The organism is Patulibacter americanus DSM 16676 (assembly GCF_000420025.1).
Classification (GTDB): domain Bacteria; phylum Actinomycetota; class Thermoleophilia; order Solirubrobacterales; family Solirubrobacteraceae; genus Patulibacter; species Patulibacter americanus.
In genome coordinates this window covers 39,399-58,738 of sequence record NZ_ATUD01000002.1, presented here as the reverse complement: position 1 = coordinate 58,738, position 19,340 = coordinate 39,399, and the positions used below count along the sequence as shown (strand labels likewise).

The window sequence follows — 19,340 nt, the reverse complement described above, 5'->3', positions numbered from 1 at the left end:
CAGCGCGGACCGCGCAGGGCCCTCAGCCCTCGAGGCGGTCCAGCGCGGCGACGAGCCCCGTGAGCTCGTCGACGACGTCGCCACCCAGGCGGACCGCCGCGACGTCGTCGTACGGGGTCTCGCTCGCGGTGAGCACCGCCACGGCTCCCCCCGTGGCCAGCACGCGCGCCGGCAGCTCGGAGACGGGGAAGACGGCCAGGGACGAGCCGATGCAGAGCATGAGGTCGGCGCGCAGCGCGAACCGCTCCGCCCCGGCCACCGCGTCGAACGGGAGCTGGTCGCCGAAGAGGACGACGTCGGGCTTGAGCACGTCCCCCGAGACCGGGCAGCGCGGGACGCCGTCGGGGGCTTCGGCGATGAGCTCGAGCACCCGGGGCAGCGGCACGAGCGCGCCGCAGCCCGGGCAGTGGCAGCCCGCGATGCTGCCGTGCAGCTCGACGACCTCGGACGAGCCGGCCTTCTCGTGCAGCAGGTCGATGTTCTGGGTCAGGACCGCTTCGAGGTGGCCCCGCTGCTCGAGCTGGACGAGGGCGCGGTGCGCGTCGTTGGGCTCGACGTGGCCGAGCTGGGCGAAGCGCTGCCCGTAGAACGCCCAGAACCGCTGCGGGTCGTTCCGCCAGACGTCGACGTGCGCGATCTCCATCGGGTCGACGTTCGCCCACATCCCCGTGACGGGGGTGCGGAAGTCCGGGATGCCGGACGGGACGGAGATGCCCGCGCCCGTCAGCGCCACGACCGACCGCGCGCCGGCCACGAGCCTCGCGAGGCGCTCGTGGTCCGTGGTGACGGTGGTCTGGTCGGTCATGGCGTCCTGTGTACCCGCCGGAACGCCGGGCCTCGCACGTGCGAGGCCCGGGCCCGGCGGCTCCGGGGTCTGCGGGCTACTTGCCCTGCCAGCGAGCGTCGCGCTTGCCGAGGAAGGCCGAGATGCCCTCCTTGGCGTCCTCCGTCGCGAAGATCTCGGCGAAGGCCTCCTTCTCCGCCTCGATGCCGTCCGTGAGGTCGGCGACGTCGGAGACCTGCTTGATCTTCTGCACGGCCAGCGGGGCCTGGCCGGCGGCGCGACGCGCCCAGTTCAGGGCGACGTCGAGCAGCTCGTGGTCGTCGACCACGGCGTTGACGAGGCCGTGGGCGTACGCCTCGTCGGCGAGGATCGGGTCGCCGATGAGGTTGAGCTCGAGGGCCTTGGGGTCGCCGACCAGCCGGCGCAGGCGCTGCGTGCCGCCGAAGCCGGGAATCAGGCCGAGCTTGACCTCGGGCTGCCCGAAGACGGCGGAGCGGGCCGCGATGCGGATGTCGGTCGCGAGCGCCAGCTCGGAGCCGCCGCCGAACGCGAGGGCGTTCACCGCGGCGATCGTGACGATCGACGAGTGGCCCAGGCGGCGGAACGCGTTGTGCGCGTCGTCGAGCAGCGTGCGGCCGCCCGCGGCGTCCATCGTCGTGAACGCCTTGATGTCAGCCCCGGCCGAGAAGACGGCGGACATCGGCGACGCCGAGGCGAAGACGACCGCGCGGGTGCTGCCGTCGGCCTCGAGGTGGTCCCACACCGCCTGCAGGTCGGCGATGACCTGCGGCGAGATGGAGTTCATCGGCGGGTTGTCGAGCCAGGCGATGACGACGCCGTCCTCGCGGGTCTCGAGCTTGACCTTCTCGGCCGGCTGCGTCTCGTCGTACTGCGGGTACGCGTAGAAGCCCTGGCCGCTCTTGGCGCCGAGACGGCCCTGGGCGACGAGGCGCTGCAGGACGACGGGGGCCTCGAAGCGCTCGCCGTGCTTCTCGGCGGCCTCCTCGAAGCGCTCCAGGATGACGTCGAGCCCGTCGACGTCGGCCTTCAGGAGCGGGGGCAGGATGCCGCGGCGGGGGTCCATGCCGGTGCCGGCCGCCATGCCGAGGTCGATGTCGCGGTGGCTCGTGACGCCCTCCTCGATGAGCAGCGCGGCCTCGCGGACCTGCGCGAGGTGCGCGAGGTTGGCGATCTCGTCGAGGTCGGGATCGGCGTCGCCCGCGACGTTCGGGGAGCCGTCGGCCTTGTAGAAGCCGTCGCCGGTCTTCAGGCCGAGGTTGCCCTCCGCCACGAGCTCGCCCTGACGGGCGTGCACGAAGAAGCGGGCGGCCGGGGACGTGTCACCCCCGTCGTACTCCTCCACCATCTGCTGCTGCAGGTGCTGCGAGGGATCCAGGCCGAGCGAGTTCATCAGCACGAACGGGCCCATCGGGAGCGCCTTGCCCTTCAGGCCCTCGTCGATCTTCTGGATGGACAGGCCGCCCTCCTCCTGGGCGCGGAAGATCTCGGACGTGCCGGCCGCGAGGATGCGGTTGACGACGAAGCCGGGGACCTCGCCGACCACGATGGGCTGCTTCTTCGTCGTCTGCGCGAACGCGAAGGCCGTCGCGACGGTGTCGGGCGAGGTCATCTCGCCCTCGACGATCTCGAGCAGCGGCATGACGGCCGCGGGGAAGAAGTAGTGGCAGCCGATGACCTTGTCCGGGCGCACCGTGGCGGCCGCGATGTCGGAGATCATGAGGCCCGAGGTGTTCGACGCGAGGATCGCGTGGCCCGGGGTGACGGCGTCGAGCTCGGCGAAGACCGCCTGCTTGATCTCGAGCTTCTCCGGCACCGCCTCGATGACGAAGTCGACGTCACCGAACCCGTCGTAGCTCAGCGTCCCGTGGATGCGGCCGACGATCTCGGCGACCTGGGCCGCGGCCGCGCCCTCTTCGAGCTTGCCCTTCTTCACGAGCTTGCCGACCTGGCGCTCCGTGACCTTCTGGGCCTCGGCGATGCCGTGGTCCACGAGCTCCTGCTTGACGTCCTTGAGGACGACGTCGATGCCGGCGGCGGCGATCGTCTGGGCGATCTGCCCGCCCATGGTTCCGGCGCCGACGACGGCGGCCTTGAAGACAAACGACATGGCGCGGTGCTGCTCCTGGGGATCGGGTGCGGTGGCGACCCCGGCCGCAGCGCGGACGCGCGTGGGCCGGACGTCCCGGAGCCTATCGGTGCCGTTGACTGGCTGGTCGACCGAACTCGGCGACGACGTGCCGCGGGGCTCGCGGCTCAGTCCTGCAGCTCGCGACGGAGCGCCGCGACGGCCTCCGCCACCTCGTCCAGCGCCGGCAGCACGTCGTCGCGCAGCCCCTCCCGCGCCGCGATCCCCGCCGGGGTGATGCGGTAGAAGCGCCGCGAGCGGCGGACGGGATGCTCCCACTCTCCCACGCAGAGCCCCTCCTCCTCGAGCGTGCGCAGCAGCGGGTACATCGTGTTGGGGTTGACCGTCACGAGCCCCGCCGAGAGCTCGCGAATCCGCTCGATGAGGCGGTTGCCGTAGGCGGGCTCGTCGCCGTCGAGGAGCTGGAGGACGAGGAGCCGCACGAGACCCGCGCGCCGCAGCGCCCCGGAGAGCGGGTCGCTCGGCCCGCCGGGACGCCCGCCGCGGGCAGCGGGCTCGTCCGCGCCCTGCTCGGGTCGGACGGCCTCGCGCGCCGCCTCGCGCGCGGCGCGGCGCGCCTGCTGGCGGCGCTCCGTGGTGGATCCGTCCGACGCCACGGCCGCAGCATCGCAGGCGGGACGGGGCCCGCGCGAGCCGCGACCGCGTGGTGCCCCGCGTGCCACGGAGCGGCCGGGGACCGACCGGCCCACGGGCCGACCGGCACCCGCCGGCCGCCGCACCCTGGGCTCAGGCCCGCGGCGGGCCCAGGGTCGTCGTCGTGGAGATCGCGGTGGGCTGGCGCGTCACCGCGATCCAGTCGCCCTTGCCGGCCGTCACCGTCATCTCGTGCAGGTACACCGGCGTCCCGGCGACGACCTGCAGCGTGCCGGGGATGTCGACGGTCAGCTCGTAGGACCAGGGGGCGCCGATCCGGCGGATCCGCCCGGGAACCGCCACCGCGATCGAGGCCGGGTTCGTCATGGTCACGTAGAACCAGACGCGGGTGGCCCCGCCGTTGACGACGGTGATCCGCGGGCGGGTCTCCGCGAGGTCGGCGTCGGCCTTCGCGCCCCCGCGGCCCACGATCGACCCCTTCGGGCACGCCGACGGACCCTTGCGCGCGATCCGCTCGGCGGCGCAGGCCGGCGTCCTGCCGCCGTTGTAGACCGCCCCGCGGGGGAACCGCATGACGAGCCGTTGCAGCGTGACCCGCTCCTCGTCCTTCGGGAGCTCCCACCGCAGGCCGACGTCGAGCGTGACGGGGCGCGGCCGGCGGGCGGACGGTTCCGCGCCCGGGGCGACCCGCGCCTCGACGCGGACCTCGGACGTCTGCGGTCCGGCGGCCTGGACGGTGGGCACCGCCGCGAGGACGGCGACGGCCGCCAGCGGCAGGGAGCGACGGAGCGCACGGGCACGCATGGCGGAACCCTACCGGCGGTACGGGCGGCCGTCGGCACCGTACGCCGCCCCGGCGCACGCATCGGCTCGGGGGACAGGTCGCCGGCTCGGTGCGGCACGGCGCGAGGAGCGCATCGTCCCCCCGCGGGGCCGGGTCGGGCAGACTGGTGGGGTGCAGTCCGTGTTCGGCATCGTGGTCTTCTCCGTCGTCGGGATCTCCGGGCTGATCGCGATCGGCGCCTTCCTCTTCGCCGGGCCGCCGCACAGCTCCATCGGGGGCGGCGGGTTCGCGCCCCCCGCCCCGTCGTCCGGCAGCGAGCCGGCGGAGATGCGCGAGGACGACGTGCGGCAGATGCTCGAGGCCCGCAACCGCCGGCGGATCGCCCGCGGCGAGCCCGGCGGCGACGTCGAGGCCGAGCTGGCGGCGCTCCTCGCCCCCGAGGCGTCGAACGCCCCGGTGTCCGGCGAGGTGCGCGCGGAGGCCGAGGCGATCGTCACCGCCCGCCAGTCCCGCCGCCGGCGCCGCGGACAGCCCGAGGGCGACTTCGAGGCCGAGGTCGACGAGCTGTTGCGGACCATCGGCGCCGGTTAGCGCCAGGGTCGCAGGCGGCGCCGGCTACTCGACGTCGGCGCAGGCCTGGAGCTTGGAGACGCTCGTGCCGGCCGCCGCGACGCACTCGTCGTAGGCGGACGTGCCGGCGCCCGGCGCCGTGCCGGAGCCGGACGCCGACCCCGTGCCCGACGCCGTGCCGGAGCCGGAGCCGGAGGAGGCGGCACCGTCGTCGGCCGCGGCGCCTGTCTTCCCGGACGTGCCGGCCGTGCCGGACGCCTGGATCGCCTGAAGCAGCTGCTCGAGCGGCAGCGCGTTCTTCGGCGCCGTGATCTTCACGGGCTCGTTGACCTTCGACAGGCCGAGGTCGAGCACGACGCGGCCGGAGGTGAGGCGCATGTCGACCTTCATGCGCCGCAGCGCGCCCTCGCCGTCGGCGGCCCAGACGTCGATGCGGGCGGTCTTGATGTCCTTCTTCAGGCGGTCGATGGTCTTCGACGCCTGCGTCGCCTCCTTCTTCTGCGACGACGTCTGGGCGACCTTCGTGGCCTTGCCCAGCAGCTTCTTCAGGTCGGCGCCGAGACGGTCGACGTCGACGCCGGAGCGGACGTGCGTGACGTCCTCGCCGGCGAGCTCCTCGTCGCCCACGGTCTCGGGGTCCTTCAGCCACGAGCGCGGGTCCACGCCGAGGGAGGAGAAGGAGAGGCCCGAACCCTTCGCGGAGCCGTCGTCCTTGGCGTCGTCGACGACGGCGGAGGAGACCTCGAACGGCTGGCCGCCGAGCTTGAGGAACGTCTTGCCGCCCGCGCCGAGCAGCCCGAGGCCGTCCGCGCCGCCGGCCGCCTGCCCGTCGAGGCCGAGGGCGAGGTCGAACGACGCGCGCCCCTCCTTCCCCGCCTCGTAGGGCCCCTTCACCGCGAGGTTCAGCGGCTGGTCGCCGCCGGCGGCGCTGCCGGTGAGCGCGATGTTCGCGTCGACCTGGGCCGACTTCACCGCCTCGCCCTTGCCGAACGCGCGCTGCACCGTGTCGGCGGCGGACTCGGAACCGCCGAGCGTGACGGCGGCGATCACCGCGACGACGACGACCGCCAGGACGGCGGCCAGGATGGCGCGCCGTCGCCGCGCGGCGACGGACACGCGGGGGCGCAGGGGCGGACGGGGCGAGGCGGACTCGGACATGCGTGCTCCTTCTGGCGGCGACCCGGGGCGCACGAGAACCTGCGCGGCCGCGAAGGGCGCGAGCCTACCATCGGTCGGGTGTCGCCCCTCGCAGTTCTCCCCCGCCCCCGCGCCCGTGCGCTCGTCGCCTCGGCGGTGATCGCCGCAGGAGCCCTGCCGGCGGTGCTGCCCGCGACGGGCGGCCCGCTGGGGACGGACGCGGCCGCCGCGGCCACGAAGGGCTCGACGCAGAAGAAGCCGAAGAAGCCCGCCAAGCCGAAGTACACCGTGGAGGGCGAGCTGCGCAAGCTCCGGGCCGCTCGCGAGATCGGCGCGACCGACCTGCGCACGTGGCGCACCCTCTACCGGGACGCGAAGGCCAAGGCCGCCGTCCTGCCGAAGGGCACCCGCCGCACCGAGCTGCTCGAGGTCCTGAAGAACACGGACGAGATCGCGGGTCGCCGCAAGCTCACGGCCTCGCTCGCCCCCAGCGTCTTCCTGACGCTGCAGGTCAACCGCGACTGGTGGACGGGGACCGCGCCGACGCCGGCCCCGAACTCCCGGCCCGTGGTGGCCGGCAGCCCGCTGACGTGGCAGTACTACCGCGGCGAGGGGCTGCAGATCCAGTGGCTCGCGACCTTCGGGACCGCGAACGCCCTCGCGACGACGAACACGCCGGCGAAGCTCGAGACCCTGCGCGCGATCCAGGACGAGGCCGTGCGCCTGGCCTCGGACCGCGCCGGCGGCCCCTCGTGGGAGTACCTGTTCGACTTCGGCGGCGGCGCGCCGCCGTGGGGCTCGGCGATGGCGCAGGTCACGGGCATGCAGTCCCTCGTGCGAACCGCCGGCAAGCTCGGGCAGGACTCCTACCGCACGACCGCCCTGTCGGCGATCGGGCTGCTCCGGCGCACCGCCCCGACCGGCGCGCGGCTCAAGCAGCCGGGCGGCGACCACCTGCTGCTCTACACGTTCACGAAGATGCGCGTGCTCAACGGGTTCGCGCAGGCCGTGTCGGGACTGCACGAGATCGCCGCCGCCACGGGCGACACGAAGGTCGCCGCGACGTACGTGCGCGCCGAGCGGCAGCTGCGCGCGGAGCTGCCGGAGTACGACCTGGGCACCTGGGCGCGCTACAGCGCAGGCGGCAAGCCGGAGACGCCGAGCTACCACACGCTCTCGCGCGACCTGCTGCGCGGGCTGTGCCGGACCCTGAGCGCCGACGCCGTGGCGTTCGCCGCCGGGCAGCCCGTCGCCGGCGGGCTCCCGCCCGCGCCGGCCGAGCCGTACTGCACCATGGGCGAGCGCTTCGCGCAGGACCTCCTGCTGACCCCCGCGGGCCCCAAGGCCGGTGCGCGCGCCACGACCCGCTCGGGTTCCGCGCCGGCGCCCGCGCCCGTGGCGGATCCCGCCGCGACGCTCGGCTCGCCCGCGCTGACCCGCCCCTGAGCGCGGGGCGGCCCGCCCCGGGCGGGCCGCGGCCGGCGGGCGCGCGCCGGCCGGCCGGTACGCTCGCGGGCCGATGGCGACGCGGATCGTGCTCTACACCGGCAAGGGCGGGGTCGGCAAGACCTCGGTCGCCGCGGCCACCGCTCGCCGCATCGCTGCGGGCGGGGACCGCGTGCTCGTGCTCTCGACGGACCCCGCGCACAGCCTCGGCGACGTGCTCGGCGTGCCCGTAGGCCCCGAGCCGACGGGGCTCGGGCCCGGCCTCGACGCGCTGCAGGTCGACGCGCGGGCCGAGCTGACCCGGCACTGGGGCGCCGTGCGCGCCTGGGCGTCGCGCACGCTCGTCGCCCGCGGCGTCGACCGGATCTCGGCCGAGGAGCTCAGCGTCCCGCCGGGGCTGGAGGAGCTCCTCAGCCTGCTGCGGCTCGTCGCGCTGCGGGACTCCGGGGAGTACGACGTGCTCGTCGTGGACTGCGCCCCGACCGCGGAGACGCTGCGGCTGCTCGCGTTCCCCGACGTCGCCCGCTGGTGGCTCGGGCGGATCGCCCCGCGCCAGGACGAGCTGCTCGGCGCCGTCCGCCCGCTCGCGCGCGCGCTGCTCGACGTCTCGCTCCCCGACACCGGGGTGCTGGAGGAGGTCGGCCGGACGATGGAGAGCCTGCTGGCCATGCACGAGCTGTTCGTGGACCGGGAATCCGTGACGATGCGGCTCGTGACCACCGCGGACCGCGTGGTCGTCGAGGAGACCCGTCGCACGTTCACGGCGCTCGGCCTGCACGGCGTCGCGACGGACGCGGTCGTGGTCAACCGGCTCTTCCCCGCCGACGTCGGTCCCTACTTCGCCGCGTGGCGCCGCCGCCAGCAGGACGCGCTGGCCGGCATCGAGGAGGCGTTCGCGCCCGTGCCGATCCTGCAGGCCCCGTACTTCGACCGCGAGGTCGTGGGGCCCGAGGCGCTCGACCGGCTCGGGGAGGCGCTGTTTCAGGACGTGCGGGCGCAGGACGTGCTGCACACGGGTCTGGCCCGCGAGCTCGAGATGACGGAGGACGAGGCGCGCCTGCGGATCGCCGTGCCGCTGACCGCCCGCGAGGACGTCGCGCTGCGGCGCGCGGGCGACGAGCTGGTGGTCGAGGTCGCGGGGCGGCGGCGGACCGTGCTGCTGCCCCCGGCGATCGCGCACTATCGTCCGACGGGAGCGGTGCTGCGGGACGGGGTGCTCGACGTCACCCTGCGTCCCCCGGAGCACCCGGACGCCCCATGACCGAGCGCGGCACGACTCCCCCGACCGACGACCCGGCCGTTCCGCTCGCGGGCGGCACGCCCGCCGGCGATCCGACGACCGCCGCGCACGACCCGCTCGCCGACCTGCGCGCGCGGATCGCCGAGACGAAGGCCGCCGCGGAGCGCCTGCACGCCCAGGCGGAGGACGCCCGCGCCACCGAGGATCGCGGCGAGGTGCCGCCGAACGGCTGGGCCACGCCCGCCGACCGCGGCGCGCGCGCCGACGAGGTCCACGCGCTCGCCGAGCTCGTCCGGGCCCTGCGCGACCTCGTGCCGACCGAGCTGCAGGCGCAGGTCACCGAGGTGCTGCGCCAGCTGCTGCTGCTCGTGCGGGCGATCATCGACTGGTGGGTCGACCGGCTCGAGCTCGAGTCCGCCGCACCGTACCCCCGCGCGACGGCCGGTCCCGGCGCGCGCGTCGAAGACATCCCGATCGGCTGAGCGCGATGTCGGCGCCCGCCCCCTCCCGTCCGCCGCGCGAGCGCCGCCACGGCGGACCGCATCTGTGGACCGCGCTGTCCACCGCGCAGAAGCGGACGGCCGCCGCCGCGCTCCTGCTGCTCCTGAGCCTCGGCACGCCGTGGTACGCCACGGAGGTCGTGTTCCGCGCGCGGCCCGGGGAGCAGGCCCCGATCACCCACGGCACGATGTCGGGGTTCTCCGCCTTCTCCTTCGTCGAGGCCGCGGTGCTGCTCGTGGCCGTCGCCGTCCTCGTGCTCACGTGGGCGCGCGCCACGGACCGCGCGTTCTCCCTCCCCGGTCGCGACGGCACGTTCGTCACGATCGCGGCGGGCTGGATCGGGCTGCTCGTCGTCTACCGCCTCTTCGACCGCCCCGAGGGGCAGAGCACGCCGTCGAGCACGACGCTCATCGGGCTCTCGTGGGGCATCTTCGCCAGCCTCGTGGCGGTCGGGCTGCTGCTGGCCACCGGGCTCGACCAGCGCCGGGCCGTGCCTTCGCGCCGCGAGAGCCGGGGCGCGGCCGACGACGGTCCCGTCGTCGACCCCGCCGACGTCGTGCGCCCGCGCGCCGGCGAGGAGGACGTGGCCTGGTCCGGCCCGGCCCCCCGCGACCGCGCCGCCGACGGGCGTCCCCGCGAGGAGCGCGGCCGCGACCGTCCCGCGTCCCCGGACCGCGCGCCGCGCCGGCCCGCCGGGCACGAGGACGACACCCGGTTCCTCGGTCGCGACGACGCCGCCGCGGTCCTGCGCGACTCGGGCCTGGGGCTCGACGCCCCGGCGCGCACCCCGGCCCGCGACGACGACGCGCCCACCCGGGGAGTGCGCCAGGACGAGCACCCGACGCGGGCCGTCCGCCCGGACGAGGACCCCACCCGCGCCGTCCGCCCGGACGAGGACCCCACCCGCGCCGTCCGCCCGGACGAGGACCCGACGCGGGCCATCCGCCGGGACGAGGATCCGACGCGGGCCGTTCCGCCGCGAGAGGACGCGCCGCCCGCGGACGACCCCACGCGGGTCCACCGCCGCGACCGCTCCTGACCGCCGCGCCTAGCGCTGACCGTCGCCGCGCTCGATGGCGCGGTTCTGGCGCGCCTCGCCGACGGTCTCGTTCGGCGGCAGCTGGCGGTCGTCGCCGCGCAGCGGATCCGGCGCGGGGCCGGGAGAGGCGCTCCAGGCGCCGAAGCCGCCGAGGAGCATCCCGAAGGTCGCGAGGAAGAGCAGCAGGAGGCCCGAGGTCAGGAGACCGCGGATCCGGGTCATGTGGCCGAGGATGGCCAGCACCATCGCGACGCCCATGAGCGCGACGACGGTCGTCGAGGAGATCGCGACCGCGAGCGTGACGGGGAGCACGCACCCCAGGATCCCACAGGCCGCCCCCGGGTGCGGCGGCTGCGCCTCCCCGCGTCGAGTACCTAGCGCAGGGTCCAGCGCCCGCCGGGCAGGGGCCGGGCCACCGTCTCGCCCGGCCGGGGCCGCGAGGACGCGGCGGGGACGGACTCGTGCAGCGTCTCCGCGACGAGCGCCCGGAGCCCGGGGTCGCCGCTGCGGACCGGCCCGGAGCGGCGCACGGCGTCGAGCCCGCCCGCGTCCTGCACCGCGTCGGCGAGCCCGCGACGCACCGCCGCTCGCTCGTCGAGCTGGCGCGCCTGGTCCCGCACCTCGCCGGCGCCCACGACCGCCAGGACGACGAGGACGAACACCGCCATCGCCGCGGGTCCCCGCGCCGCCCACCCCTGGGCGGTGGGCACCGTGCCCGCCGCACCGGCGCGCGCGTCCGCCACCGTCGCGCGGAAGGCGTCGGGGAGCGCCACGACGACCCCGGTGACGGCGGCGAGCAGGACCAGCGCGGGCACGAGGTAGCGCGGGTTGCCGGCGAACCCGACCTGGGCCATCACGGCCACGAGCAGCGTGTAGGCCAGGACGAGTGCCAACCACCAGACGGGGCGGCCCCTCCCGCCGCGCCGCACGAGGCCGCGGTGCCTCAGCGTGTCGAGCGCGCCCAATCCCGCGAGCGCGGCGGTCAGACCGAACCACGGCGCCTGTTCCCCCAGGTCGACGAGCACCGTGCCGAAGGGGAAGGACGTGAGGCCGGCGGACCCGGCGCTCGCCGTCCCCGTCGCCCCCGAGGTCGAGGCGAGCCCCGACGACAGCGCGTCGGGGATCACCCACAGCGCCAGCACCCCGGCCCCGGCGCCGAGCGCGTGCGCCCACGGCAGGCGCCCCGTCCGCAGCAACCACAGGGCGTAGAGCGCGAGGAACGGCCAGACCTCGGGGCGGATCAGGGCGCCGGCGACGGCCAACCAGAACGCGGTGCGCGGCCGACCGTCGTCGAAGGCCAGGAGGGCCCAGACCACGAGGGCGCCGAGCAGCGGGTCGGCGTTCCCCAACGCGCCGTTGAGCAGCCACCACGGGGAGAGCAGCAGCGTGCCCGCCGCGACGACCCCGGCCCACGGTCCCGCCGCCCGCGCCGCGAGCCGCGCGGCGCCGACCACGGCCATCAGCGCTCCGGCCCGGGCGACGACGAGCCACGCCGCACCGGCGCCGTCGCCCAGCACGGAGAAGGGCGCGGTGAAGAGGACGGGGAACGGCTTCCAGGAGGGGCCGGCCCCGGTCTGCAGGTCGAGGTTCCAGACCTCGCGGCCCCACACGACCCAGGCGGACGCGTCGAAGGCGAGCGCGTGCCCCAGCGGCAGCGAGGCGAGGGCGACGAGCAGGGCGGCCAGGACGGCCGACCGGGCCGGCCGGTCGCGGACCGTCTGCGGGAGCACCGCGGCAGCATGCCACAGGAGGGGTGCGGCTCCCGCCCCGAGCGTCCCGGACCAAACCGCGCAGGACGTCGGCGCGGCTCGGGGCACCCGGCGCGCGGCGGGGCGGGGGTGGCGGAGGACGCCCCTATGATGCGGAGGATCGTGAGCACCGTTCCCCGGACCGTCGACGATCTGGCCGCCGCCCTGCGCGGGGTCGGCTACCTGCCGGGCCAGCGCACCGCGCTCGTGTCGCACCTCGCGATCTCGCTCGACAAGCCCGTGCTGGTCGAGGGGCCCGCCGGCGTCGGCAAGACCGAGCTGGCCAAGGCGCTCGCCAAGGTCCTGGACCGCGACCTCGTGCGCCTGCAGTGCTACGAGGGGCTCGACGAGGCCAAGGCGCTCTACGAGTGGAACTACCGCAAGCAGCTCCTGCGGATCCAGGCGCGCAGCACCGTCGCCGACGCCGGCGGCGACCCCGACGCGCTCGAGGCGGTGCAGGACGACGTCTTCGGCGAGGAGTTCCTCCTCCAGCGCCCGCTCATGCGCGCGATCGCCTCGGAGCGCCCCGTCGTGCTGCTCATCGACGAGATCGACAAGACGGACCAGGAGTTCGAGGCGATGCTCCTCGAGCTGCTCTCGGACTTCCAGATCACGATCCCCGAGCTCGGCCGGGTCGAGGCGACGAGCCAGCCCGTCGTGCTGCTCACGTCGAACAACTCGCGCGAGCTGACCGAGGCGCTCAAGCGCCGCTGCCTCTACCTGTGGCTGGACTACCCGGAACTGGAGCACGAGCTCGCGATCGTGCGCCAGCACGTCCCCGAGCTGTCGGCGACGTTCACCCGCAAGCTCGTCGAGGTCGTCGCCGAGATCCGTGGCCTGGACCTCAAGAAGCCGCCGTCGATCGCGGAGTCCGTCGACTGGGCGCGCGCACTGCTGCTGCTCGGCGCGGACGACCTGGACCAGGACGTCTTCCGCGACACGCTCTCCGTGATCGTGAAGCACCGGACGGATCTCGACCTCGTCGCCGAGCGCGTCGGCCTGCGGCTGCCGCAGGCCTCCGCCTCCGCGGACTGAGGCCCCTCGGCCTCCCGCTTCCCCGCCCCCGCACCCGCCGACCCGGTCCACGCCATCGCCCCCTCGCCCTCCCAGCCGCCGAAGGCCCCCACGCCGCGCCAGCTGCGTCAGGCCGCGATCCACGCGAGGGCGCCCGGCCGCGTGCCCGGCGGGTTCGCCGGGCAGCTCGTCGTGTTCTCGGAGGAGCTGCGCGGTGAGGGGATGGCCGTGGGCACGAGCGAGCTGCTCGACGCCACGGTGGCCCTCGGCGCGATCGGCTGGGGTAGCCGCGACGACGTGCGCGAGACGCTCGCCGCCACGCTGGCGAAGTCGCCCGAGGACCGCCACGTCTTCGACCTGGTCTTCGACCGCTTCTTCTTCCGCGCCGCCGAGGCCGAGGCGGTGCTCCGGAACGCGACGGACGCCGACGTCGCCGCGGCGCTGGCCGACGAGCAGGCCGGCGAGGGCGACGCGGAGCAGGGCGGGGAGGGCGTCGACGAGGGCGCCGACGCGACCGGCGAGAGCGGCGAGCTCGACCTCGACGCGATCCGCGACGCCATCGCCCAGGCGATCGCCTCCGGCGCGCACGCGCAGATGGCCGACCTCGCCGCGCTCGCGATCGGCTCCGTCGGCGGGGCGGTGACCGACACGGGCGTCGTGGGCGTCGACGTGCAGCGGATCCGCCGCGCGCTCGACCTGCGCCCGGACCCCGACCCGCAGGCGCCCGAGGACGACCCGCGGCGCAAGGGCCTGCCGCGCGAGGGGATCCGCGAGTTCGAGGCCGCGCTGCGTCGCGAGCTGGAGCGTCGCCGCATCGCCCGCCTCGGCGAGCTGCCGCCCGCCCGGCCGCTGAACCAGATGGACCGCGCGTTGCCGAGCGCCGCGGGGCAGAGCCTCGCCGACATCCACCGCGTCGTCCGCCAGCTCAAGCGCCGCCTGAACACCCAGGGCCACGAGCTGCGCGGCCAGCGCCGCCGCACCCAGGTCGACCTGCGCGCCACGATGCGGGCCTCCCTGCAGACGGGCGGCGTGCCCGTGGTCATCAAGGAGCGCGCCGTCCGCCCGCGCCGGCCCGAGCTGTTCGTGCTCTGCGACGTCTCGACGTCCGTCACGAGCGCGTCCCTCTTCTTCCTCTCCGTGCTGCACGCGCTGCACGACGCGTTTCGCAAGATGCGCTCCTTCGTCTTCGTGGAGCGGATCTCCGAGGTCACGGAGCTCTTCGAGCGCGAGCGCGAGTTCGAGAAGGTCTCGCTGGCGATCGGCCGCGACGCCGGCGTGGCCGACGTCACGGGCTACACGGACTACGGCCGCGTCTGGCGCGAGTTCCTCGAGCAGACCGAGGACGACCTCCACGGGCGCTCCACGGTGATCGTCCTGGGCGACGCGCGCACGAACGGCCGCGACCCCGCTGACGCCGCGTTCGCCCGCATCGCCGAGCGCGCCGGTCGCACGTTCTGGCTCAACCCGGAGCCCGCGCTGTACTGGGACTACGGCGACTCGGTGATCTCGCGCTACGCCCCGTTCTGCGAGGTCCACGAGTGCTGGACCGCCGACCAGCTCGAGGACTTCGTGGCCGCGCTGACGGGCCAGGCGCCGCCGCCGGACGGTCCGCTGCGCCGGCGCTGAGCCGTCCGACCGGCCGTTGCGACCCGCGGTAGGGTGGGTCGCATGACCGAACCCACCCAGCCCGCCGCGCCGCTCGCCACGCGCGAGAAGACCATCACCTGGGAGGACCCGATGGCGACCGCGGCCGCCGGGACGGCGCTGCCCGGCATCGCGTTCCTGCGCGAGATGGCCGCCGGGCGGATCCCCGCGCCGCCCATCGCCCGGCTCATGGGCTTCGATCTCGGCGAGGTCGCGGAGGGTGCCGTGACGTTCGTCGGGGTGCCCGACGAGTCCGTCTACAACCCGATCGGCCTCGTCCACGGCGGCTACGTCTGCACGATGCTCGACTCCGCGCTCGGGTGCGCCGTCCACAGCACGCTGCCGGCCGGGGTGGGCTACACGTCGATCGAGATCAAGGTGAACTACCTGCGTCCGGTGCACGCGAACGCCGGCGAGGTGCGGGTGCACGGCCGCGTGACCAAGCCGGGGCGTCGCGTGGCCTTCGCCGAGGGCGAGGTCGTCGACGCGGCGGGCAAGGTGCTCGCGACCGCCCAGAGCTCGCTGCTGATCATGCCGGGGCCGGGTGCGGCCTGAGCGGCTGTGGCCTCCGCCGCGGCCGACGGCCCGCCCGATCACACGACAGCACGTCGGGCCGCGGGATCGGCGCGGCGGTCGGATAGCCTGCCGTGCCGGTGCACGAGACGACTCCGCAGGCGGCCGCCCCGGTCGCCGACCCGCTCGTGGCGCGTGGCGTCCGGCGCCGGCTCGGCACCCTCCCCGTCCTCGACGGGATCGACCTGCGGATCGCCCACGGCGAGGTCGTCGCCCTCGTCGGCCCGTCCGGCTGCGGCAAGTCGACGCTGCTCGAGATCGTCTGCGGCCTGCAGGCCCCCGACGCCGGGGAGCTGACCGCGCAGGCGGCCGCGCTCATGCCCCAGCGCGACCTGCTGCTCCCCTGGCTCGACGCCCGCGACAACGTCGCCCTGCCCCTGCGGATCGCCGGGGCCGGCCGCCGCGAGGCCCGCGCCCGCGCGGGCGAGCTGCTCGAGCGGGTCGACCTGGGGCGGTTCGCGCGCTCGCGGCCCGACGCGCTCTCCGGCGGCATGCGCCAGCGCGTCTCGTTCCTCCGCGCGCTGGCCACCGAGCGCGAGCTCGTCTGCCTGGACGAGCCGTTCGGCGCCCTCGACGCGATCACCCGCGAGGAGCTGCGCACCTGGCTGGCCCAGCTCCTCGACGCCCGACCGCGCAGCGTCCTGCTCGTCACCCACGACGTGGAGGAGGCCGTGCTGCTGGGCGACCGCGTCGTCGTCCTCTCCCCGCGTCCCGCGCGGGTCGTGGCCACGATCCCCGTGGCGGACCCGCGCACCGCGGCCGGCGGCACCGTCGCCCGCCGCGACCCGGCCGATCCCGCGATCGTCGCCGCCCGCCGCGCGGTCCACGACGCCCTGCACGCCGCGATCGCCGCCGGCCGCGAGGCGTCCGCCGCGTGAACGACCGCTCCCCCCTCCCCCGCCCGCTCCGCGTGCTGCTCGGCGTCCTCGGACCGCTGCTGCTGCTCGGCGGCTGGCAGGCGTACGTGCGGATCGCCGGCGTCGACGAGATCCTGCTGCCCGCGCCGACCACGGTCCTCGACACCCTCGTGGACGACCGTGCCCTCCTGTGGGAGGCCTTCCTCCGCACGGCGCAGGAGATCCTCTTCGGCCTGGCGATCGCGCTCGTCGTCGGCGCGCTGCTCGCGGTGGCCATGCACCTCTCCCGCGTCGTCCGCGCCACGCTGGGCCCGCTCGTCGTCGGCAGCCAGGCCATCCCGCTGCCCGTCCTGGCCCCCGTGCTCGTCTTCTGGCTCGGGTTCGGCCTGCAGCCGAAGCTCGCGATCGTCGCGATCATCTGCTTCTTCCCCGTCACGATCGCCACCCTCGACGCGCTGGACCGCACGGACCCGGACCTCGACCGGCTGCTGCGCACCATGGGCGCGAGCCGCTGGCAGCGGATGCGCTGGGTCGAGCTGCCCGCCGCCCTGCCCGCCGCCATCTCCGGAGCCAAGGTCTCCGTCGCGATCGGCGGGATCGCGGCGATCTTCGCGGAGTACGCGGGCTACGAGCAGGGCCGCGGCGGCCTGGGCGGGGTCATCCAGACCGCGCAGCTCGACACGGCGCGGGCGTTCGCGGCCGTCGCGATCCTCGCCGCGTTCGCGATCGTCACCACCGGGGCGCTCGCCGGGCTCGGCCGGCTGCTGGCCCCGTGGGCCCACCGCGGCGCCGACGGCCGCTGACCCCACCGGCCCGCCCCGCGGCGGCGGTCCGGGACGACGCGATACCCTCGCCGTCCGTACAACCGGGGAGTCCTGGCAGGGGCTGAGAGGACGCTTGGGCCGCGTCGACCCGACGACCTGATCCGGTTCATACCGGCGGAGGGAGCACCGTGGAAGCACGACCGATGGAACGACCGGCGCGTCGACGCACGACCTCGAGGACCCGCCCGTTGGCGCTGCTCCTCGCCGTGGCCACCGTCCTGGGCCTCGCGGCCTGCGGCGAGAAGCAGGAGGACGTCGCCGCGGGCCAGGGGCCGCCGCAGACGAAGCTCTCCCTGCTGCTCGACTACCTGCCCAACCCCGACCACGCCGGGATCTTCCAGGCGCAGGACGACGGGTCGTTCCGCAAGGTCGGCCTCGACGTCGACGTGCGGACCCCGGACGACCCCGCCACCGTGCTGAAGCTCGTCGCGTCCGGCAAGGTCGACGTCGGCATCACCTACGAGCCCGAGCTGCTGCTCGCGCGCGCGCAGGGCCAGGACGTCACGGCGATCGCCGCCCTCGTCCAGCGGCCGCTCACCTCGCTGATCAGCCTGCCGAAGGGCCGGATCACCGGGGCGAAGGACCTCAAGGGCAAGACGGTCGGCACCGCGGGCATCCCGTACCAGGACGCCTACCTCGACACGATCGCGAAGACCGCCGGCCTGCAGCCGACGGACATCAAGCGCGTGGACGTCGGCTTCAACCTCAACCAGGCGCTGATCTCCGGGCGGGTCGACGCCACCCTCGGCGCCTTCTGGAACGTCGAGGGCGTCGAGCTGCAGCAGAAGAACCGCAGCCCCCGCGTCCTCCCCGTCGACGAGCTGGGCGTGCCGAACTACGCCGAGCTCGTGCTCGTGGCCCGCGGCGACACGCTGCGCCGCAAGGAGTCCTCCATCCGCCGGCTCGTCCGCGCGATCGGCCAGGGCTACACGACGGTCCGCGACAACCCCCGGGAGGGCGTGAAGCCGCTGCTGCGCGCGAACCCGGAGCTCGACCCCGACCTGCAGACGGCGTCGCTCGAGCGCACCGTCGGCGCCTTCTTCCCGAAGGACCCGAAGCGCCCGTGGGGCTGGCTCGACACGGACGAGTGGGCCCGCTACGCCCAGTGGATGCTCGACAACGGCCTGCTGCAGAAGCAGATCCCCCTCGACACCGCCGTCACGACGGACTTCCTCGCCGGCGAGGGCGCCGGCGTCGGCCGCAAGACTCCGGACGGCGCCGCCCGGCCGGACCAGACCCTCCCGGGCTACCGCGGGAGTTGATGCGGGCCCCGGCCCGGGGAGAACGTGCGGGCCCCGGCCCGTGCTTCTCGGGTTCGGGCCTCGTCGGACTTCGCGAGGCACGGTCCACCCGCGTTCGTCCTCGGGTGGCCCGGCGTGGCGCGAGCCACCGGCGGCCCCCGTCCCCGCCTCAGGCCGCGGCCGGGATCGCGTCCGGTGCGTCGGGGCCCGTTCGGGTTCCGCGGGCCGGGCGTGCCTCCGCCGCCGCGCGGCCCGGGAGCAGATCGCCCCGCGTGGCCATGATGTGCGCGGCGGCCAGCGCGCCCCACGGGGCGTAGCGGGCCAGCCACGCGTCGACGTCGGCCTCGGGCACCCGCGCACGCGGGTCGCCCGTGAGGATGCGGCCCAGGGCCTTGCGCAGGTTCAGGTCGCCCGAGGGCGGGCGGTCGTCGCGACCCAGGCCCTGGGAGGAGACGAGCGCCAGGGTCCACGTGCCGATCTCGGGCAGGCGACCCAGGCGCAGCAGCAGGCGCTCGGGATCGCAGCCGGCGGAGGCGTCGATCCGCCCCGCCGCGATCTCGCGAGCCGCGCGGTGGAGCGCCGCGGCCCGCTTCGGCGACAGCCCGCAGGCCTCGAGCTGCGCGGGGACGAGCTGCGTGGCGACGCGGACGGCGTCGGGCGCGTCGCGCAGGCGCGGGTGGCTCGCCACGTCCGGGTGCCGGGTCGCGCCGTGGCGGGCGATGATCCGCCGCTCGATCCGCACCGCGTCCTCGTACGCGATGAGCTGCTCACAGACGGCGCAGAGCAGCGCCTCGAACGCCGAAGGCCGACGCTGCGGGGCCAGCCACGGGCGGCGACGCACGGAGGGCCCGATGAGCGGGTCGTCCGCGTGGGCGCGCACGAAGGCGGACAGGTCGACGTCGACCCCGAGCGAGAACCGCCACCGCTGCAGCGCGTGCCCGAGGGCGTCGCGCGCCGCGGTGGGACCGGCGGGGCCGTCCGCCGTGCGGGCGCCGAGCACGACCCGCCCGTCGCGGAGCTGCGCGGCGCGCAGCAGCACCCCGTGCCCCTCGACCCGCAGGAACCGGAAGAGCACGTCGCCGCGGCGACGCAGCAGGCCGTCCGCGGACGGCCGCGGCAGGCGGTAGGGCCCGGGAGGCCGGACCTCCGCGCGCTGCTCGATCGGCCCGTTCACGAC

Annotated in this window: 19 protein-coding genes and 1 riboswitch; of the genes, 11 read left to right on the top strand and 8 right to left on the bottom strand. The window is 75.6% G+C overall.

Annotation, left to right across the window (positions count from 1 at the left end; genetic code table 11):
* Positions 1 to 22: 22 nt before the first annotated feature.
* The 4 genes from F593_RS0104500 to F593_RS0104485 form a co-directional block, all read right to left on the bottom strand.
* Complete coding sequence (locus F593_RS0104500; RefSeq protein ID WP_022927567.1) at positions 23 to 805, bottom strand: SIR2 family NAD-dependent protein deacylase; 783 nt, start codon at positions 803 to 805, stop codon at positions 23 to 25.
* Between the two features lie 76 nt (positions 806 to 881).
* Positions 882 to 2,912, bottom strand: coding sequence for a 3-hydroxyacyl-CoA dehydrogenase/enoyl-CoA hydratase family protein (locus F593_RS0104495; protein ID WP_022927566.1), 2,031 nt, complete (start codon positions 2,910 to 2,912; stop codon positions 882 to 884).
* 146 nt (positions 2,913 to 3,058) lie between these two features.
* Positions 3,059 to 3,547: a PadR family transcriptional regulator gene (locus F593_RS0104490; protein ID WP_022927565.1), complete on the bottom strand. Its 489-nt coding sequence runs from the start codon at positions 3,545 to 3,547 to the stop codon at positions 3,059 to 3,061.
* A 130-nt stretch (positions 3,548 to 3,677) separates the two neighbouring features.
* Positions 3,678 to 4,349 carry a hypothetical protein gene (locus tag F593_RS0104485; RefSeq protein WP_022927564.1) on the bottom strand — a complete coding sequence of 224 codons (672 nt, stop codon included), beginning with the start codon at positions 4,347 to 4,349 and terminating at the stop codon, positions 3,678 to 3,680.
* A 151-nt stretch (positions 4,350 to 4,500) separates the two neighbouring features.
* Here F593_RS0104485 and F593_RS0104480 point away from each other — a divergent pair, with 151 nt between their 5' ends.
* The gene (locus F593_RS0104480) at positions 4,501 to 4,920 is read left to right on the top strand and encodes a hypothetical protein (protein WP_022927563.1); all 420 of its coding nucleotides are present in this window, start codon (positions 4,501 to 4,503) and stop codon (positions 4,918 to 4,920) included.
* Positions 4,921 to 4,944: 24 nt separating this feature from the next.
* Here the strand turns inward: F593_RS0104480 and F593_RS30230 are convergent, their stop codons facing one another.
* On the bottom strand, positions 4,945 to 6,057 hold the full coding sequence (locus F593_RS30230) for a hypothetical protein (protein WP_022927562.1): 1,113 nt from the start codon (positions 6,055 to 6,057) through the stop codon (positions 4,945 to 4,947).
* A gap of 78 nt (positions 6,058 to 6,135) precedes the next feature.
* Between F593_RS30230 and F593_RS0104470 the strand changes: the two genes are divergently transcribed.
* From F593_RS0104470 to F593_RS22430, 4 genes are all read left to right on the top strand, one after another.
* A complete protein-coding gene (locus F593_RS0104470) occupies positions 6,136 to 7,482 on the top strand; it encodes a D-glucuronyl C5-epimerase family protein (protein WP_022927561.1) in 1,347 nt (448 codons plus the stop codon).
* A gap of 73 nt (positions 7,483 to 7,555) precedes the next feature.
* Positions 7,556 to 8,743 (top strand): ArsA family ATPase, encoded by a 1,188-nt coding sequence (locus F593_RS22435; protein WP_022927560.1) that lies wholly within the window; start codon positions 7,556 to 7,558, stop codon positions 8,741 to 8,743.
* Positions 8,740 to 9,204 carry a hypothetical protein gene (locus F593_RS0104460; protein ID WP_022927559.1) on the top strand — a complete coding sequence of 155 codons (465 nt, stop codon included), beginning with the start codon at positions 8,740 to 8,742 and terminating at the stop codon, positions 9,202 to 9,204. Before F593_RS22435 ends, F593_RS0104460 begins: the two co-directional genes overlap by 4 nt.
* Before the next feature lie 5 nt (positions 9,205 to 9,209).
* Positions 9,210 to 10,262 (top strand): hypothetical protein, encoded by a 1,053-nt coding sequence (locus tag F593_RS22430; protein ID WP_022927558.1) that lies wholly within the window; start codon positions 9,210 to 9,212, stop codon positions 10,260 to 10,262.
* A gap of 9 nt (positions 10,263 to 10,271) precedes the next feature.
* Here F593_RS22430 and F593_RS0104450 read toward each other — a convergent pair whose 3' ends face one another.
* Together F593_RS0104450 and F593_RS22425 are read right to left on the bottom strand one after the other, a co-directional pair.
* Positions 10,272 to 10,574: a hypothetical protein gene (locus F593_RS0104450; RefSeq protein ID WP_022927557.1), complete on the bottom strand. Its 303-nt coding sequence runs from the start codon at positions 10,572 to 10,574 to the stop codon at positions 10,272 to 10,274.
* A gap of 62 nt (positions 10,575 to 10,636) precedes the next feature.
* On the bottom strand, positions 10,637 to 11,992 hold the full coding sequence (locus tag F593_RS22425) for a hypothetical protein (protein ID WP_022927556.1): 1,356 nt from the start codon (positions 11,990 to 11,992) through the stop codon (positions 10,637 to 10,639).
* Between the two features lie 129 nt (positions 11,993 to 12,121).
* Here F593_RS22425 and F593_RS0104440 point away from each other — a divergent pair, with 129 nt between their 5' ends.
* The 6 genes from F593_RS0104440 (at position 12,122) to F593_RS22405 (ending at position 18,184) form a co-directional block, all read left to right on the top strand.
* On the top strand, positions 12,122 to 13,045 hold the full coding sequence (locus F593_RS0104440; protein ID WP_028721430.1) for an AAA family ATPase: 924 nt from the start codon (positions 12,122 to 12,124) through the stop codon (positions 13,043 to 13,045).
* A gap of 141 nt (positions 13,046 to 13,186) precedes the next feature.
* Complete coding sequence (locus F593_RS22415; RefSeq protein ID WP_022927554.1) at positions 13,187 to 14,650, top strand: VWA domain-containing protein; 1,464 nt, start codon at positions 13,187 to 13,189, stop codon at positions 14,648 to 14,650.
* A 42-nt stretch (positions 14,651 to 14,692) separates the two neighbouring features.
* Entirely contained in the window at positions 14,693 to 15,223 is a 531-nt protein-coding gene (locus F593_RS0104430; protein WP_022927553.1) for a PaaI family thioesterase, read from the top strand.
* Between the two features lie 98 nt (positions 15,224 to 15,321).
* Positions 15,322 to 16,119, top strand: coding sequence for an ABC transporter ATP-binding protein (locus tag F593_RS0104425; RefSeq protein WP_022927552.1), 798 nt, complete (start codon positions 15,322 to 15,324; stop codon positions 16,117 to 16,119).
* A complete protein-coding gene (locus tag F593_RS22410; RefSeq protein WP_022927551.1) occupies positions 16,116 to 16,901 on the top strand; it encodes an ABC transporter permease in 786 nt (261 codons plus the stop codon). The genes F593_RS0104425 and F593_RS22410 overlap by 4 nt, the downstream gene beginning before the upstream one ends.
* A 53-nt stretch (positions 16,902 to 16,954) precedes the next feature.
* Positions 16,955 to 17,064, top strand: a riboswitch (TPP riboswitch).
* Positions 17,065 to 17,110: 46 nt separating this feature from the next.
* Positions 17,111 to 18,184: an ABC transporter substrate-binding protein gene (locus tag F593_RS22405; protein WP_022927550.1), complete on the top strand. Its 1,074-nt coding sequence runs from the start codon at positions 17,111 to 17,113 to the stop codon at positions 18,182 to 18,184.
* Between the two features lie 148 nt (positions 18,185 to 18,332).
* Here the strand turns inward: F593_RS22405 and F593_RS0104410 are convergent, their stop codons facing one another.
* Complete coding sequence (locus F593_RS0104410) at positions 18,333 to 19,337, bottom strand: DNA-3-methyladenine glycosylase family protein (protein ID WP_022927549.1); 1,005 nt, start codon at positions 19,335 to 19,337, stop codon at positions 18,333 to 18,335.
* Positions 19,338 to 19,340: the final 3 nt, after the last annotated feature.

What these genes read in the sequence shown, in the direction of transcription:
- F593_RS22430 (WP_022927558.1), top strand. Translation starts at nt 9,210, where the DNA reads ATGTCGGCGCCCGCCCCCTCCCGTCCGCCGCGCGAGCGCCGCCACGGC.
- F593_RS0104460 (WP_022927559.1), top strand. Translation starts at nt 8,740, where the DNA reads ATGACCGAGCGCGGCACGACTCCCCCGACCGACGACCCGGCCGTTCCG.
- F593_RS22435 (WP_022927560.1), top strand. Translation starts at nt 7,556, where the DNA reads ATGGCGACGCGGATCGTGCTCTACACCGGCAAGGGCGGGGTCGGCAAG.
- F593_RS0104430 (WP_022927553.1), top strand. Translation starts at nt 14,693, where the DNA reads ATGACCGAACCCACCCAGCCCGCCGCGCCGCTCGCCACGCGCGAGAAG.
- F593_RS0104485 (WP_022927564.1), bottom strand. Translation starts at nt 4,349, where the DNA reads ATGCGTGCCCGTGCGCTCCGTCGCTCCCTGCCGCTGGCGGCCGTCGCC.
- F593_RS0104500 (WP_022927567.1), bottom strand. Translation starts at nt 805, where the DNA reads ATGACCGACCAGACCACCGTCACCACGGACCACGAGCGCCTCGCGAGG.
- F593_RS0104440 (WP_028721430.1), top strand. Translation starts at nt 12,122, where the DNA reads ATGCGGAGGATCGTGAGCACCGTTCCCCGGACCGTCGACGATCTGGCC.
- F593_RS0104495 (WP_022927566.1), bottom strand. Translation starts at nt 2,912, where the DNA reads ATGTCGTTTGTCTTCAAGGCCGCCGTCGTCGGCGCCGGAACCATGGGC.
- F593_RS30230 (WP_022927562.1), bottom strand. Translation starts at nt 6,057, where the DNA reads ATGTCCGAGTCCGCCTCGCCCCGTCCGCCCCTGCGCCCCCGCGTGTCC.